This window comes from Aeromonas sp. 97A (assembly GCF_051919185.1).
In the GTDB taxonomy this organism is placed as follows: Bacteria; Pseudomonadota; Gammaproteobacteria; order Enterobacterales; family Aeromonadaceae; genus Aeromonas; species Aeromonas veronii.
Map to the genome: position 1 here is coordinate 1,536,504 of NZ_JBQBFF010000001.1, position 15,218 is coordinate 1,551,721.

The window sequence follows — 15,218 nt, forward strand, 5'->3', positions numbered from 1 at the left end:
CAATATCTTGCAACATCCTGAGCGGATGTCTCCCAAGCAAGAGATCTCTTTGGCCGAACGGAAGCCATTTGCTGATGCCTCGTCACCACGCACTGCTCGGATTACTGGCCCTACTGCCGCTGGCAGCCAACGCCGCATACCGGTTCGATGTGCCGGACTATCTTGCTCGCCTGCCCGAGCAGACCTATCGCATCGTAGAACAGAACTTCAACACCCTTTATCAGCAGACTGATTTCACTCCCCTGATCACCAACAGCTACTTCAACGGCTCCCATCTCTACAAGTTTGTCGGGGTACCGCTGGCCATCAGCGCACAGTCAGGTTTCCAGCTGGAGGTGTTTGGTCAGGTCTATAACCGCGCTTCGCAAGCCTATATGCACCTGAGCGAGGATATGTCCCTCTATCGGGTGATGCGGGTCGATCTGATGGGGAACCCCAATGATCAGCTGGCCATCGGTTTTGGTCTGGGGGTGCCCATCACCCCGTTGCTAACCCTCAAGGCGATCGCCTCCGGCAGTGATATCCCGGGCTATGGCTCCGCCAAATACGCCGTCGGTTTTGAGTGGCGTTACTGAGAACCATGGCTGATAACCGCTGATTGAAACAATTCAGGCTCCGTGATGGAGCCTGAATTGTATGTGGTGACACTGTGATCAGGCGTAGCGGATCACCCGCCCCTCGCCCCCTTGCAGGGTCACAGCCGTACCGACTGCCTGCCCATGCCAAAAATCGGTTCCCCCTTCCGGCAGCAGAAACTCCTGTGGTTGCCCCTCCCAGTTGAAGAGGCAGAGCAGAGTGCCGCCCTCGGGCAGGCTTACTTCGCCACAGGCAAAGTCCATCGACTCGAAACGGGCAGAGGGTGCCCGGGCAACGCAAAGCGCCAGCAGCTTGCGCAGTTGCGCCGCCTGCTCCTCATCGAGATCTTGCAGTCGATCACCGGCCAGCATCATGCCGCCGCTCGCCACCAGCGCTGTCAGATGGAAGCTGTAATCCGCCTTGCTTGCCTGCTGGCTCGGTAGATCCCGCAGGCAAAAGCAGTCGGGGTCGAGGGCCCAGAGCTTGTCGTTCTGCCAGGCGCGGCAGAAGGCTTCGCGGGCGATCTGGCGATAGCGGTGGCCGTTGCGCTCCACATCGTCACTCACCCGCATGCCGTGCACCAGCCCAAGGCTTGGCCAGATGGGCGCGTTGCAACCGAGCAGGAAAGCGCCATCGCCAGCACCGCGCAGGATGGCGGCCATGCCGCGCCGGTAGGCTTCAACCCGGGTGGCTGCCGGATCGTGGAAACGGCCACCGTGGATGGCGCCCCAGAAGTTGGCATCGAGCTTGAAGTAGCGGATGCCCCACTGTTCGCGAAGGGTACGGAACACCTGCTCAAGGTGCGCCTGCACCTCGGGGTGGGTACCATCCAGCACATACCAGGGAGTACAACGCCAACCGCCGTAGGTGACCCGCTCGGAGGGCAACGGCAGACCGTCATCCCCCTTCACAAACCAATCGGGGTGATCCTGAAACACCTGTGAACCGGGCTCTGCAATAAAGGGAGCGACCCAGAGGGCGGGCTCGCAGCCAGCCTGTTTGATCTCGGCAGCCAGTGAGGCTACACCTTGCTCGAACTTGGCCGACGGAGTGAGCCAGTCGCCCATCTTGGCCTGATAGCCGTCGTCAATCTGCACATAGCGCAGGGCCGGGAAGCGCTCGGCACGCACCTGCAGGTTCTCGCGAATATCGGCAGCGCTCACCTCGGCGTAGTAGTGATACCAGGAGCACCAACCGCTCGGGCGATCACTCACCTGGCCGATCAATGAGCCGTGCTCGGCCTCGATCAGCTGTGCAAGCTCGGCCAGCAGATCTTCTCGCTCCGCTCCTTCGAGGCAGATCAGCGCCTCGCTCTGCCAGTGCTCACCGGCTGCGAGTTTTCGCCCTTCGCAGTTCATCAGGATCTGCAAGCGACCATCGGGGTAGAGGCGAAACTCTCCGCCAAAACGGTGGCAACTGGCAAAGGCAAGCAGCAGCCACCCCTTGTTATGCTCCACCAGCAGCAGGTTGTGAATGGTGTGATAGCCGTTGTCATCGGTAATGCGATAGACGCTGGCATCGGGGCAACGGCCGACATGTTGTGGTGATTGCCAGCTACCCATAGTCTGGGCCAGCATCTGGAATCCTTCGCCATAGATGGCGCTCTCTACCGGCAGGCCAAGCTTGCCGTCAAACAGCACCCAGCGCTCAACCGGGGTGGCATCAGCGCCGGTGTTGTCGAGTCGCACCCGACACAGGGGCCCTTCCCACTGACGGGTTTGCAGCAGATGGGGTGGCAACGCATTATCGTTCGCCAGCTGGCGAACTCGGGACAAGAGGGATGTCATCACTACTCCTTGTAGTTCGAAAAAGGGGTTCTATCAGGCACTTTTCAAAAAATGCCAATCAAATCAGCTTCAAATGAACTGATTTCAGTTGTTATTGTTTTAATGCCGCGACCCGACCTCTCTGGTAAACTGCGATTTTTCTTCCCAGTCGATGAGGTTCACGTGATCGCGCAACGCGCCTTGCTGTACTTTCGTGACTTTATGGTCATCGTCGCCTGCCTGCTGGCAGGCAAATCCGTGGCAGCCATCCTGCCGTTTGCCTTTCCCGGCAGCATCATCGGCATGCTGCTGCTGTTTGTGCTGCTCTCCCTGCAACTGATCAAGCTGCACTGGGTCGAGCTGGGGGCAGGCTTGCTGCTGCGCCACATGGGCGTGCTGTTCGTGCCGGTAGCGGTCGGACTGGTGGCCTGGCTTGAGCCATTGCGCCAATCCTTCGGCGTCATCATGCTCTGCATCGTGCTCGGTATCGTGCTGATCCTCGCCACCGTCGGTCGGCTCTACCAGAGGATGAACAAATGATCTTCTGGCTCGCTATCCCTCTGACCCTGACGCTCTATTTCGCCACCCGGGCCCTCTATCGCCGCCTGCCTTGGCCCATCATCAACCCTGTGCTGGTGCCGACCGCGGTGATCATCGGCCTGCTGCTCTGGCTCAACCTGCCCCTTGAGCAGTACGAGCGCGGCAGCAGCCCCATTACCATGCTGCTGGAGCCCGCCGTGGTGGCGCTGGCGCTGCCGCTCTATCAGCAGGCGCGCCAGATCCAGGCCAAACTCAAGCCCATCCTAATCTGTACCCTCGCCTCCGTCTTGATCTCGGTGTGCACAACCCTGCTGATCGGTCATTTTATGGGCACAGATCCGGCGCTGCTCGCCTCATTGGCGACCAAGTCCATCACCACCCCGCTCGCCATGAGCGTCAGCCAGTCCATCGGCGGCATTCCCGCCATCGCGGCCGCCGTGGTGGTGGTGGTGGGGATTGTGGGTGCCCTGATCGGCTATCCACTGCTCAAACTGCTGAAAGTGACCGACCCGGAAGCGCAAGGGCTCGCCATGGGGGCCTGTGCCCACGCCATCGGCACCGCCACCTCCGCCGAGAAGGGGATCACCCAAGGCGCCTTTGCATCGCTCGCCATGGTGGTGTGCGGCATTCTCACCGCGGCCGTCGCGCCCCTCCTTTTTGCCATCTATCACTGGCTGATCTGATCACCCCATTGACCACCTGTTGACCATTCCGAGGGGCCTGCTGGCCTCTCGGGGTGCGACCTGCCGCACAATTTGCACAAGACAAACGTTTCCATTACCATCCCCCTCCGTTTGCCCGTCAGGGCGTGAGCCTGCTCACACATTTACCCGAGCTTGCTCCCTACAATGGCCGCCCAATTGGCCTTTGAGGACACACTATGCATCCCCGTTTTGCCAAGCCATTCGATACACTCTCTGCCCCGCTAAAAGCAGCCGTGCAGCCCATGCTGGATAGTGCCGACTTCAACGCCCGCTTCACGCCGGAGCAAGTCGCCACCCTGAAAGCCGCCACAGGTCTCGATGATCGCGCCCTGCGCCTCGCCCTGTTGCCGCTGGCCGCCGCCTGCTCGGTTGCGCCCATCTCCAAATTTTACGTCGGTGCCATCGCCTGCGGCCTGAGTGGCACCTGGTACTTCGGTGCCAACATGGAGTTTGCGGGACAAGGCCTGTTCCACTCGGTCCACGCCGAGCAGTCCGCCATCTCCAATGCCTGGCTGGGTGGCGAGACCGGGATCAGCGAAATCACCGTCAACTACACCCCCTGTGGCCACTGCCGTCAGTTTATGAACGAGCTGAGCACCGCCAAGATCCTGAAAGTCTCTCTGCCCGATGACCTGAGCGCCCTGCAATCCTTCCTGCCCCACTCGTTTGGGCCGGCGGATCTCGACATCACGGATGCGCTGATGAGCCCGCAGGATCACGCCGAGCTCGAGCTTCAAAGCGAAGACCCGCTTTGGCAAGCCGCGCTGGCCGCCGCCCGTCAAAGCTACGCCCCCTACAGTCAGGGCTATGCCGCGGTGGCGCTGCAGTTTGCCGATGGCCGCATCTTCTCTGGCCGCTACGCCGAGAACGCTGCCTTCAACCCCAGCCTGCCACCGATGCAGATGGCCTGCGCCCATGCGGTGCTTAACGGCGAAGATCTCGCCACCATCCGCCGCGCCGTGCTGCTGGAGAATAAAAACGGTCAGATCAGCCAGCGTGACTCCGCCCAGTCCACCCTCAAGGCGCTGGGCTCTGTCGAGCTGGAGTATCAAGCGGTCTGACCCAGTTTGCTTCGATAAACGAAAGCCCCCGCACCTTGGTGCGGGGGCTTTTTTACTGGGCCGTTTAACCGGGAACGGCTCTTGGTCTTCACAGTTTGGCGCGGTTGTTCACCCCGTCTAACCAGTTGCTGATCAGACCGGTTTCAGCCGCGCGGTGAAGTGGCGCAGCAGCGGCGGCTCGTAGTCAAAGGTGAGCCCGCGAATGTCGCTGGCCCGCGCTTTCACCGCGATCAGGCAGTCGGCCACATAGTCCATGTGATCCCGGGTGTAGACCCGGCGCGGAATGGTGAGACGCAGCGACTCAAAGTCAGCCGCCTCCTGCTTGCCAGTGGCGGGATCACGCCCCAGCAACAGGGAGCCAATCTCCACCCCGCGCACGCCCCCTTCCAGATAGAGCTCGCAGGCGAGCGCATGGGCGGGGAACTGCTCGGCCGGAATATGGGGCAGCAGCTTTTTGGCATCAACAAACACCGCATGGCCGCCAGTGGGGGTCTGGATCGGGATGCCCGCCTCGGCCAGCCGCTCGCCGAGATAGGCCACCTGACTGATGCGGTAGGTGAGATACTCCTCATCCATCCCCTCCCGCAGGCCGATGGCAAGCGCCGCCATATCCCGTCCCGCAAGCCCGCCATAAGTGACAAACCCCTCCATCGCCACACAGCGCACCTGCACCGCGCGGAACAGGTCGAGATCCTCTTTGAAACAGCAGAGTCCGCCGATATTGACCAGCCCATCCTTCTTGGCCGACATGGTGAAGATGTCCCCCAGCGCGAACATCTGGCGCACTATCTCCTTGATGCTGCGCTTGGCATAGGCCGGGTCCCGCTCCTTGATAAACCAGGCGTTCTCGGCGAAGCGGGCGGCGTCGATCACCACCGGAATCTGGTGACGACGGGCCAACTCGGAGACCGCCTCCATATTGGCCATGGAGACCGGCTGGCCACCGGCGCTGTTGCAGGTCACCGTGATGATGATACCGGCCACGTTGTCGGCTCCCAGCGTCTCGATGGTGTCGGTCAGGCGAGGGAGATCAAAATCCCCCTTCCAGGCGTAGGGGGCGGTGGTGTCGAGCGCTTTCGGGGTGAGCAGGTTGATGGCCCGCGCGCCGGCCAACTCCACGTGGGCCTTGGTGGTATCGAAGTGATAGTTGGAGATAAACACAGGCGCCTTGCCCTTGCAGCGCTTGACCAGCTCGGGGAAGAGGATCTGCTCGGCCCCGCGCCCCTGGTGGGTGGGCATCACATGCTGATAGCCAAAGATCTCGCGCACCGTGCGCTCCAGCTCGACGAAATTGCGGCTTCCCGCATAGGCCTCATCTCCCATCATGATGCCGGCCCACTGGCGGTCGGACATGGCGCCGGTGCCACTGTCGGTCAGCAGATCGATATAGACATCCTCGGCCAGCAGCAGGAAGGGGTTCCAGCCAGCGGCCTCGAGGGCGGCACGGCGCTCGGCGCCAGTGGTCTGTTTGATGGGCTCGACCATCTTGATACGAAACGGCTCGGGTATACGACGCATAAAAGACTCCTCACCGGCGCTGGGCCAGTGTGTTTGAAATCGGGATTGGAAAAGAGACCGGGGCGATCAGGGTCGTCCGGCTGACAAATTCAAACGGCGGGTGCCACCAATCAGCGGTGAGGAAAATCGAAGGTGAGAATGGGATCCCGGGTATACCAGTGGGCGAGCAGGCAAGCTGCCCGGGGCGTAGCTGTCATGATTGGCATCACTCCCCTCCATATCGGTTGTAGACAGTCGGTGGCCAACAAGATCCATTGATGGATGCTGCCAACAGGCAGCCTCGCCACGTTAACGGCTGGTTAATTGGCAAACAAGGGGTGCACCGACGGGCTGTGCGCCCGCTCACAAAGTGGGCATCTGCGCGGCAAACCGGCAGTGAGGTTGATCCGCCCGCGCTCCCGCTTCGTTATTCTCCCTACCCACACGCCACATCCCCCATCAGCCAAGGCCGTAAGCCATCATGCATCGCAAACCCCATCTGCCCGAGAAGATCTGCCCCGTCTGCCAGCGCCCCTTCAGCTGGCGGCGCAAGTGGGCGCGCAGTTGGGAGGAGGTTCGCTACTGCAGCGAACGCTGTCGCCACGCTCGTCACCGCAGCCAGCAACCTGAGGGGGAGCGAGTCTGATGGAGCTGCGCCTTGTTCTTGGCGATCAGCTGAACGCCGGTCACAGCTGGTTTCGCACCCCGGATCCGGCGGTCTGCTATCTGATGGCAGAGCTGCGTCAGGAGACTGACTACTGCCGCCACCATCGCCAGAAGGTGCTGGCCTTCTTTGCCGCCATGCGCGCCTTCGCGGCAGCCCTCACCCAAGCGGGCCACCGCGTCTGTTACCTGACCCTCGATGAGAGCGCCCGCTGGCCCGACTTGCCCAGCTTGCTGGAGGCTCAGCTCGAAGCACATCAGGCCGACAGCTTTGCCTGGCAGAGCCCGGACGAGTGGCGCCTTGCCAGCCAGTTGAAAAGCTGGGCGGCGGATCTTGCCATCCCTGCCACCGAGGTGGAGAGCGAGCATTTTCTCACCCCCCGCGATGGCTGGCAGCGCTACCCCCACAGCCGGATGGAGTTCTTCTACCGCGCCCTGCGCAAGCAATACCAAGTGCTGCTCGATGAGTGCGGCCAACCCCTTGGCGGGCGCTGGAATTTTGATGACGAGAATCGCGCCAAGCTGCCGGAGCGTCAGCCAATCCCGGCACCCCTCACCTTTGCCAACGAGGTGAGCGACATCGATGCCATGCTGACCCGCCACCGGGTCAGTACCATAGGCGAGGCGGATGCCAGCCAACAGCCGTGGCCTATCACAAGACGCCAGAGTCGTGAGCTGCTGGCCCATTTTCTCACCCACTGCCTGCCCCACTTTGGCCGCTATCAGGATGCCCTGAGCGAGCGCGGCTGGAGTCTGTTTCACAGCCGCCTGTCGTTTTCCCTCAACAGCAAGATGCTTCATCCGCTTGAGGTGATCCGCGCCGCCGAATCCCACTGGCAGGCCAATCAGGCAACCATCACGTTGGCACAGGTGGAGGGGTTTATCCGCCAGATCCTCGGCTGGCGCGAGTTTGTCCGCGCCCTCTATTGGGAGAAGATGCCTGACTACAAACAGACCAATTTTCTCGGGGCCGACCGGCCGCTGCCCGGCTTTTTCTGGAATGGCGAAACCAGGATGGCCTGCGTGCGCCACGCCATTCATCAGTCTCTGGAACACGGTTACGCCCACCATATCCAGCGGCTGATGGTGACCGGCAACTTTGCCCTGCTGGCGGGGCTCGATCCTGACGAGGTGGATCAGTGGTATCTCGGTATCTATGTGGATGCCATCGAGTGGGTGGAGCTGCCCAACACCCGCGGCATGAGCCAGTTTGCCGATGGCGGCCTGATGGGCAGCAAGCCCTACGCCAGCAGCGGCGCCTATCTCGAGCGGATGGGCCACTACTGCAAGGGGTGCCACTATCAGGTCAAAGCCCGCCACGGCGACGGAAGTTGCCCCTTCAACAGCCTCTACTGGCACTTTCTCTGGCGCAATCGGGACAAACTGGACGGCAATCCCCGCCTCGCCCTCCCCTATGCCAACTGGGATGGCCAAGCCGCAGCGCAGCAGCAGGCCATTCTGGCCACTGCGGAGCAGTACCTGATCAAGCTGGAGCAGTTGTAAGCGGGCCATGCCCCCTGGCACATTCACACTGACCACAGCGCAGCGATTTACGCTGGCAATCAGGCTCACCATCGCACCAAACACCAGCTTGTGACTGGCAAGCAGACGGAGATCTCAATCCTGCGCAGAGCGGTTGAATATCCTGTGGCGGCTGATTATGGTGGTGGCCACATCAGGAGATCAGTCAAGGAAAGACGATATGGAGATAGTGGTTCTCGGTGGCGGCGTGATTGGGGTAACCAGCGCCTGGTATCTGGCCAAGGCGGGTCACAAGGTGACCCTGCTGGAGCGACAAGGGGGCGTCGCCCTTGAAACCAGCCATGCCAACGCCGGGCAGATATCCCCGGGCTATGCAGCCCCCTGGGCGGCCCCGGGTATCCCGCTCAAGGCCGCCAAGTGGATGCTGCAAAAGCATGCCCCCTTCACCGTGCGCCCCACTGCCGACCCCTTCCAGCTACGCTGGATGCTCAGAATGCTCGCCAACTGCACCCCGACCGCCTATGCCACCAACAAGGGGCGCATGGTGCGTCTGGCCGAATACAGCCGCGACTGCATGAAGCTGCTGCGCGACGAGCTGAGCATCGATTACGAAGGGCGCCAGCTCGGCACCCTGCAACTGTTTCGCAGCCAATCCCAACTCGATGCCAGTCAGCGCGATATCGAGGTGCTGGAGGAGTATGGCGTCCCCTACCAGTCGCTGGATGCCAGCGGCTGCGAAGCGGCAGAGCCTGCGCTGGCGCGGGTGCGCGGCAAAATCGTCGGCGGCTTGCGCCTGCCCGGCGACGAGACCGGCGACTGCTTCCGCTTCACCAAGGCCCTTGCCCTTGAAGCCGAGAAGCTCGGGGTCCAGTTCGTCTTCAACTGCGATATCGACGAGATTGAGCAAGCCCGCGGCCGCGCCGTGGCGGTACGGGCGGGCGAGCAGCGCTATCGCGCCGATGCCATCGTCTGTGCGCTCGGCAGTTTTGCCACCGGCTTTTTACGGCCGCTGCTGCGCCCGCTCGGGCTGGAGCTGCCTGTCTATCCGGTCAAGGGCTACTCCCTCACCCTGCCGATGATCAACGCCGAGGCCGCGCCGCGCAGTACCGTGCTCGACGAGACCTACAAGGTGGCCATCACCCGCTTTGACGAGCGGATCCGGGTCGGCGGCATGGCGGAGCTGTCGGGCTACAACCTCGCCCTTAATCCGAGGCGCCACGACACGCTGGCGATGGTGGTCGGCGATCTCTTTCCCGAAGGGGGCGATATCAGCAAGGCTGAATTCTGGACCGGCCTGCGTCCCATGACGCCGGACGGCACCCCACTGGTGGGGCCGAGCCCCATTCCCGGCCTCTGGCTCAATACCGGCCACGGCACCCTGGGCTGGACCATGGCGGCCGGTTCGGGTCAGCTTCTGTGCGATCTGATCAGCGGCAGCGAGCCCGCCATCAGCGATGAGGGGCTCACTCTGGCTCGTTACGGCTAAGCACCTACGCTGTCGGGCTGCTTCACTCGCCGACTGCGCCCTCAGACAACAGCAGAGGACGTTCCCAACCACTTTATTGACAGGCCACCGCCAAAAGCGGTGGCCTTTTCGTCTGATGTTGACCTTCTCCCTCCCCGCCTACCTGAGCGGTGCGCTGGCTGCCGGTTAATGCAGCAAACGGCACAGAATATTGCGCAATTCGACTTGCGCAAGCCGTCACAATCCGTAATGTGGATAGACGCATTTTTCGCAGCGCATATTTTTTAAATGGCCTGTAAACAGCTTGTAAACAGGCGTCGCCGGACAAGGGGTTACGGGTGTCATCGCAAGTTTCTTTAGCAGCAATCCAGGGTAGGACAATATGAAAAAAGTAGGTTTGGTCGGTTGGCGTGGCATGGTGGGATCGGTTCTGATGAGCCGGATGCAGGAAGAGCAGGATTTCGCCCATATTCAACCCACATTCTTCACCACCTCCCAGGCCGGTGAGGCCGCTCCCAACTTCGGCGTCGATGCCGGTACTCTGCAAGACGCCTTCGATATCGAGGCGCTGGCCAAGCAGGATATCATCATCACCGCGCAAGGCGGCGACTACACCAAGGATGTCTATCCGCGCCTGAAAGCCGCCGGCTGGCAGGGTTACTGGATTGACGCCGCCTCCTCCCTGCGGATGGAGAAAGACGCCGTCATCATTCTGGATCCGGTCAACGGCGACGTTATCGCGCAGGCCCTGAACGATGGCATCAACCTTCGTCGGCGGCAACTGCACCGTCAGCCTGATGCTGCTGGCCCTCGGCGGCCTGTTCAAGGCCGATCTGGTGGAGTGGGTGAGCGTGGCCACCTATCAGGCTGCCTCCGGTGGCGGTGCCCGTCATATGCGCGAGCTGGTGACACAGATGGGGATGCTGCGCGACGAAGTGGCGGTCGAGCTGGCGGATCCCGCCTCCGCCATTCTCGACATCGAGCGCAAGATCACCGAGAAGACCCGCTCCGGCACCCTGCCGGTAGACAACTTCGGCGTGCCGCTGGCCGGTGGCCTTATCCCCTGGATCGACACCAAGCTCGACAACGGCCAGAGCCGTGAAGAGTGGAAAGGTCAGGCCGAGACCAACAAGATTTTGGGTATCGAGAACGCCGTCATTCCGGTGGATGGTCTCTGTGTGCGGATCGGCGCCCTGCGCTGCCACAGCCAGGCCTTCACCATCAAGCTGAAAAAAGATGTGCCGCTGGCGGAGATCGAAGCCCTGCTGGCTGCCCACAACGACTGGGTAAAAGTGATCCCCAACGATCGCGACATCACCGCCCGCGAGCTGACTCCGGCGGCCGTCACCGGCACCCTCAGCATTCCGGTGGGCCGTCTGCGCAAACTCAATATGGGCCCTGAGTATCTGGCCGCCTTTACCGTGGGTGACCAGCTGCTGTGGGGCGCCGCCGAGCCGCTGCGCCGCATGCTGCGTATCCTGCTGGCGCGCTAATCCGCTCAAGAAGCAGATACAACAAGGGCGGGGAGTCACACTCCCCGCCCTTTTTTATTGCCAGTTTTCGTGCCCTGTTTAGCGGGTCACGGCCTTGTCACTACTTGAGCAGAATACGCTGACAGCCGCTGTAGATCTCGGCCCGACCGGGACGGCAAAAGCCGACCAAGGTGAGCCCGGTCTGTTCGGCCCGCTCGACTGCAAGCTCGGTGGCAGCCGAGATGGCGAGCAAGATCTCCACCCCGGCGCTGGCGCACTTTTGCACCATCTCGAAGCTGGCGCGGCTGGTTACCAGAATGGCGCCATCCCGCCGACCGCTGCGGCACAGATGGCCCACCAGCTTGTCCAGCGCAATATGGCGCCCCACATCTTCGCGGATGGCGAGAATGTTGCCTTCCCCATCCAGATGCACAGCCGCATGGGTGGCGCCGGTGCGCTGACCCAATAGCTGGAGCGGGCGCAGCGCGGTCAATACCTTGTCGATATGGCCCACCGCCAGGCGCTGACTATCGGGCAAGCTTGGCTGGGTGCGGATCACCTGCTCCAGACTCTCGCTGCCGCAGATGCCGCAACCGGTGCGCCCCGCCAGCGTGCGCCGCTTCTCTTTGAGGCGATGGACGCAGCGATTGGCCAAGGTGATATGCAGCTCAATCCCCTGACAGCCGTCAATCTGTTCGATGTCGTGGATATCGAGCAGGCTGTCGATGATCCCCTCGGATAGCGAAAAGCCGATGGCAAAATCCTCCAGATCGGAGGCCGAGCACATCATCACGCTGTGGGCGATGCCGTTGTAGACCAGCGCCACCGGCGTCTCGGAAGGCAGCGCCATTTCGCTGTCGCAGGTCAGTGTATCGGCGCGGTAGTGCACCACCTCGCGATGGATGGCGCAGCGGGCCAGCTCGTTCTGTTCGCTCTGCTCGCTAAGCTCGTCACGCGCCTCAAGCTCAAGTAGCTCTCTCATGGTGCGACCCCATCAATGATCTCGGGATCCCGGGCCGAAATGCCGAGCCGCTTCATTTTCGAAAGCAAGGTGGTGCGCTTCATGCCGAGGCGGTTGGCCGCCCCCCGCTCGCCAGCGACGATGCCGTTGCAGTCGCGCAGGGCGGCGATGATCGCTTCGCGCTCATCAATCGGCCCCTCCTCGGCAAAGAGCGGCGTGGCGGGCTCGTCATACACCAGGGTCTCAATCTTGTGATAACCCTTGAGTGGCATCAGCTCATCGGGCGAGAGGTTGAGCACATGGCCGCGGGTCATCACCACGGCGCGCTCGATGACGTTCTCCAGCTCGCGGATATTGCCGTACCAGGGGAGTGACACCAGCATCTTCATGGCATCGGCGGGGATCGAGGTGATGGTGCGGCGCATCCGCTTGGCGATCTTCTTGATAAAGAAATTGACCAAGAGCGGAATATCCTCGCGCCGCTCCCGCAGCGGCGGCAGCTCGATGGGAAAGACGTTGAGGCGGTAGTAGAGATCGCTTCGAAAGCGCTTGTTCTTGACCATGGAGAGCAGATCGCAGTTGGTGGCGGCCACCAGCCGCACATCCACCGCTATGGGGTTGCTGTTGCCCACCCGCTCCAACTCGTGCTCCTGCAATACCCGCAAGAGTTTGGGCTGCAAGTCCAGCGGCATATCCCCCACTTCGTCGAGGAACAGGGTGCCTTTGTGGGCCCGCTCGAAACGGCCGATCCGCTGGGTCAGGGCGCCGGTAAAGGCCCCCTTTTCGTGGCCAAAGAGATCGCTCTCGATAAGGCCGGTGGGAATGGCGGCGCAGTTCACCTTCACCATCTCGTGATCGTGGCGAGCACTCAGGGCGTGAATGGCCTGGGCGATCAGCTCCTTGCCGGTACCGGTCTCGCCGAGGATCAGCACGGTACTGTCGCTCTCGGCCACCAGCCGCACCTTCTCCAGCACACTCTCCATCACCGCGCTCTGGTAGATGATGTGGGGGAACTCCCCCTGCATCTGCGGCTCGTTGATGCGAATGGTCTTCTCTTTGGCGCCGTTGGTGTTGGAGATCTCCTGCTGGGCCTGCACGTTGTTCATGGCAATGGCCGTGCGCGCCGCCACCTGTTCCAGCAAGGAGATATCGATATCGGCAAAGAAGTCGGCGTTGGGATGGGAGAGGATCAACACCCCCAGCAGGTTGCCCCGATAGCGCAGCGGCAAAATGCAGGAGCTGTCAGCCTCGGGTGGCAGGATCTGGGAGGTAAAGCGGCAGCGATTACTACAGCCGTGGCCGTGTTCGCGATAGACAAAAAACGGCTCGCTGTGGCCAAGGGCCCCCTGCAGGCACTTCTTTTCAAAACAGGAGTGATCGATGATGCCCGGCTGCTCGCTCTGGTGCTGATTGACCAGATAGCTCTTGAAACTGTCGGAGGTGGCGTTGTACTCCGCCAGACACAAGCTGCTGATGCCGAAATGGTGATGCAGGATGGTAAACAGGCTCTTGGGCAGCTCGGCAATGCGCACCAGTTTGATCACCGCGTTGGTCACATCCACCAGAATTTTGCAGCTGTCGCGCTCAAGACGCAGGGAATTGGCCTGCTCCAGGGTGCGCTCCTTGTCGAGTACGTTCTCCAGCGCAATGGCGATAATGGCCGCCAGCTGGGTCAGCTTGGCGAGTGTCTCCATGGTGAAGCTGTCGAGCTGGGTGTTGATAAACTCGACCCCGCCCAGATGACTGCGGGCGGTGGTAATGGGGAGCTGGCAGTAGGAGCGCAGCCCCCCGTAGACCCCTTCGCGATCCAGCGCCGGGCAGCGATTCTCAAAGCGGGCGGCAGCGAGAATGATGGCCTGTTCCGGGGTCTCTTTGGTAGGACGGGGGGAGAGGTGCAGCTCTGCCTTCGGGCAGACCAGATGCTTTGGGCCGGAATGTCCCATGAAGTAGAAGATGGCCTCCTCGTCCGCACCCATGTTGAGGATCAGGTTGACCCGGGTCACGCCGCCGAAGCTGGCATCTATCTTGTTGAGTTTGTGGATAAAATCATCGAGCGTCACGGCCGACAGGAGGGATTTGGAGAGCAGGAGGAAACCGTCGTCCCAGATGGGAGAGATCTCGTCCAGGGGGATGGCACTCACATTTAGCATTGCGGCCTCACGTTATATCGATTTAGTCACCAGTCAGGCTGTCCATGCCATCGCATCACGACAAGCACCCGTCACCAAAATAAATAGCCGCAGCCCGTAAAAGTGGCTGCCAATAAGAAAAGCGGTGACGAAAATTGTCGCATGTTGCAATTCCAGAGTTATTATTAACGAACGACAACAAAAAGTAACATCGTTATCGGGGGATATATTGGAATGGCGACTCATCATAGATGAGCTCAAATTTCATTACAATCCGATTTAATATATCTGATGACCATATTTAACCGGTTATTTCATCAGTTCTTGATCTCAATTAAGGCGCCCGAAAAGTGGGCCGCCGTCAACTGTCAGATCTGCCTCTCCTCTTCGCTGACTGCGGGTTTCGAGATGGCATTTGCTGCCCATCCATCAGCAATTTACGAAGTGATGATCCGGCTGTGGCAGCACTTCAGGCCACCGAAGATAAAGAGGGCCGACAGGCTCTGGAAGGCCATCAGCAGCCAGCTGGCGTTGTCGGCAAGCTCGGCGGTGACGCTCTGGTGCGTGAGGTAGATCAGCAGGGTGATCACCCCCAGCAGCAGGCCGTTGATCAAGGTGGTGGAGATAAACCCGATCAGCCAGGCACTGGAAATACTCAAGGCAGAAAATACGCTGCTCATGGCAAGCCGTGCCGCCATAAAACAGCCGAAAAAACCGAAGCCGAGCAGAAATATCATCTCGTCGCGCCAAATATAGCAACCTATTCCCAGCAATATCGCCGCCAGATAGGTGCCAATATAGAAAAGTCCGAATAAGCGACCAATTTCATGTTGCATCATTTACTCCCCTTTTTTTGGGTAATAAAAGGGTGCCCGACTCGATAAATCCGAGTCGGGTTCCCT

The 15,218-nt window shown here is 60.9% G+C and carries 12 protein-coding genes and 1 pseudogene; 8 read left to right on the forward strand and 5 right to left on the reverse strand.

What is annotated here, in order from left to right:
• Positions 1-74: 74 nt before the first annotated feature.
• On the forward strand, positions 75-575 hold the full coding sequence (locus ACTG27_RS06865; RefSeq protein WP_005360277.1) for a hypothetical protein: 501 nt from the start codon (positions 75-77) through the stop codon (positions 573-575).
• Between the two features lie 78 nt (positions 576-653).
• Here ACTG27_RS06865 and ACTG27_RS06870 read toward each other — a convergent pair whose 3' ends face one another.
• Complete coding sequence (locus tag ACTG27_RS06870) at positions 654-2,363, reverse strand: glycoside hydrolase family 36 protein (RefSeq protein WP_439979379.1); 1,710 nt, start codon at positions 2,361-2,363, stop codon at positions 654-656.
• 162 nt (positions 2,364-2,525) lie between these two features.
• On the opposite strand from ACTG27_RS06870, the gene ACTG27_RS06875 reads away from it, so the two are divergent.
• From ACTG27_RS06875 to cdd, 3 genes are all read left to right on the forward strand, one after another.
• Positions 2,526-2,882, forward strand: coding sequence for a CidA/LrgA family protein (locus ACTG27_RS06875; protein ID WP_005333279.1), 357 nt, complete (start codon positions 2,526-2,528; stop codon positions 2,880-2,882).
• Positions 2,879-3,565, forward strand: a complete 687-nt coding sequence (locus ACTG27_RS06880; protein WP_439979380.1) for an LrgB family protein — start codon at positions 2,879-2,881, stop codon at positions 3,563-3,565. Before ACTG27_RS06875 ends, ACTG27_RS06880 begins: the two co-directional genes overlap by 4 nt.
• A 197-nt stretch (positions 3,566-3,762) precedes the next feature.
• Positions 3,763-4,647, forward strand: a complete 885-nt coding sequence (gene cdd / locus ACTG27_RS06885; protein ID WP_005333283.1) for a cytidine deaminase — start codon at positions 3,763-3,765, stop codon at positions 4,645-4,647.
• A gap of 132 nt (positions 4,648-4,779) precedes the next feature.
• Here cdd and ACTG27_RS06890 read toward each other — a convergent pair whose 3' ends face one another.
• Positions 4,780-6,165, reverse strand: coding sequence for a tryptophanase (locus ACTG27_RS06890; RefSeq protein ID WP_439979381.1), 1,386 nt, complete (start codon positions 6,163-6,165; stop codon positions 4,780-4,782).
• A gap of 460 nt (positions 6,166-6,625) precedes the next feature.
• Here ACTG27_RS06890 and ACTG27_RS06895 point away from each other — a divergent pair, with 460 nt between their 5' ends.
• From ACTG27_RS06895 to asd, 4 genes and pseudogenes are all read left to right on the forward strand, one after another.
• On the forward strand, positions 6,626-6,790 hold the full coding sequence (locus ACTG27_RS06895) for a DUF2256 domain-containing protein (protein ID WP_080741246.1): 165 nt from the start codon (positions 6,626-6,628) through the stop codon (positions 6,788-6,790).
• The gene (locus tag ACTG27_RS06900; RefSeq protein ID WP_439979382.1) at positions 6,790-8,310 is read left to right on the forward strand and encodes a cryptochrome/photolyase family protein; all 1,521 of its coding nucleotides are present in this window, start codon (positions 6,790-6,792) and stop codon (positions 8,308-8,310) included. Before ACTG27_RS06895 ends, ACTG27_RS06900 begins: the two co-directional genes overlap by 1 nt.
• A gap of 157 nt (positions 8,311-8,467) precedes the next feature.
• Positions 8,468-9,775, forward strand: a complete 1,308-nt coding sequence (locus ACTG27_RS06905; RefSeq protein ID WP_335813339.1) for a D-amino acid dehydrogenase — start codon at positions 8,468-8,470, stop codon at positions 9,773-9,775.
• A 361-nt stretch (positions 9,776-10,136) separates the two neighbouring features.
• Positions 10,137-11,247, forward strand: a pseudogene (gene asd, locus ACTG27_RS06910) (aspartate-semialdehyde dehydrogenase).
• Between the two features lie 100 nt (positions 11,248-11,347).
• On the opposite strand, the gene fdhD reads toward asd, so the two are convergent.
• The 3 genes from fdhD to ACTG27_RS06925 form a co-directional block, all read right to left on the reverse strand.
• The gene (gene fdhD / locus ACTG27_RS06915) at positions 11,348-12,208 is read right to left on the reverse strand and encodes a formate dehydrogenase accessory sulfurtransferase FdhD (RefSeq protein WP_439979383.1); all 861 of its coding nucleotides are present in this window, start codon (positions 12,206-12,208) and stop codon (positions 11,348-11,350) included.
• Positions 12,205-14,337 (reverse strand): sigma 54-interacting transcriptional regulator, encoded by a 2,133-nt coding sequence (locus ACTG27_RS06920; RefSeq protein ID WP_069553995.1) that lies wholly within the window; start codon positions 14,335-14,337, stop codon positions 12,205-12,207. Before ACTG27_RS06920 ends, fdhD begins: the two co-directional genes overlap by 4 nt.
• Before the next feature lie 416 nt (positions 14,338-14,753).
• Positions 14,754-15,152 (reverse strand): hypothetical protein, encoded by a 399-nt coding sequence (locus tag ACTG27_RS06925; RefSeq protein ID WP_064337654.1) that lies wholly within the window; start codon positions 15,150-15,152, stop codon positions 14,754-14,756.
• Positions 15,153-15,218: the final 66 nt, after the last annotated feature.

Coding starts and splice junctions, on each gene's coding strand:
- ACTG27_RS06865 (WP_005360277.1), top strand. CDS start 75: ATGCCTCGTCACCACGCACTGCTCGGATTACTGGCCCTACTGCCGCTG.
- ACTG27_RS06870 (WP_439979379.1), bottom strand. CDS start 2,363: ATGACATCCCTCTTGTCCCGAGTTCGCCAGCTGGCGAACGATAATGCG.
- ACTG27_RS06880 (WP_439979380.1), top strand. CDS start 2,879: ATGATCTTCTGGCTCGCTATCCCTCTGACCCTGACGCTCTATTTCGCC.
- cdd (WP_005333283.1), top strand. CDS start 3,763: ATGCATCCCCGTTTTGCCAAGCCATTCGATACACTCTCTGCCCCGCTA.
- ACTG27_RS06890 (WP_439979381.1), bottom strand. CDS start 6,165: ATGCGTCGTATACCCGAGCCGTTTCGTATCAAGATGGTCGAGCCCATC.
- ACTG27_RS06895 (WP_080741246.1), top strand. CDS start 6,626: ATGCATCGCAAACCCCATCTGCCCGAGAAGATCTGCCCCGTCTGCCAG.
- ACTG27_RS06900 (WP_439979382.1), top strand. CDS start 6,790: ATGGAGCTGCGCCTTGTTCTTGGCGATCAGCTGAACGCCGGTCACAGC.
- ACTG27_RS06905 (WP_335813339.1), top strand. CDS start 8,468: ATGGTGGTGGCCACATCAGGAGATCAGTCAAGGAAAGACGATATGGAG.
- fdhD (WP_439979383.1), bottom strand. CDS start 12,208: ATGAGAGAGCTACTTGAGCTTGAGGCGCGTGACGAGCTTAGCGAGCAG.
- ACTG27_RS06920 (WP_069553995.1), bottom strand. CDS start 14,337: ATGCTAAATGTGAGTGCCATCCCCCTGGACGAGATCTCTCCCATCTGG.
- ACTG27_RS06925 (WP_064337654.1), bottom strand. CDS start 15,152: ATGCAACATGAAATTGGTCGCTTATTCGGACTTTTCTATATTGGCACC.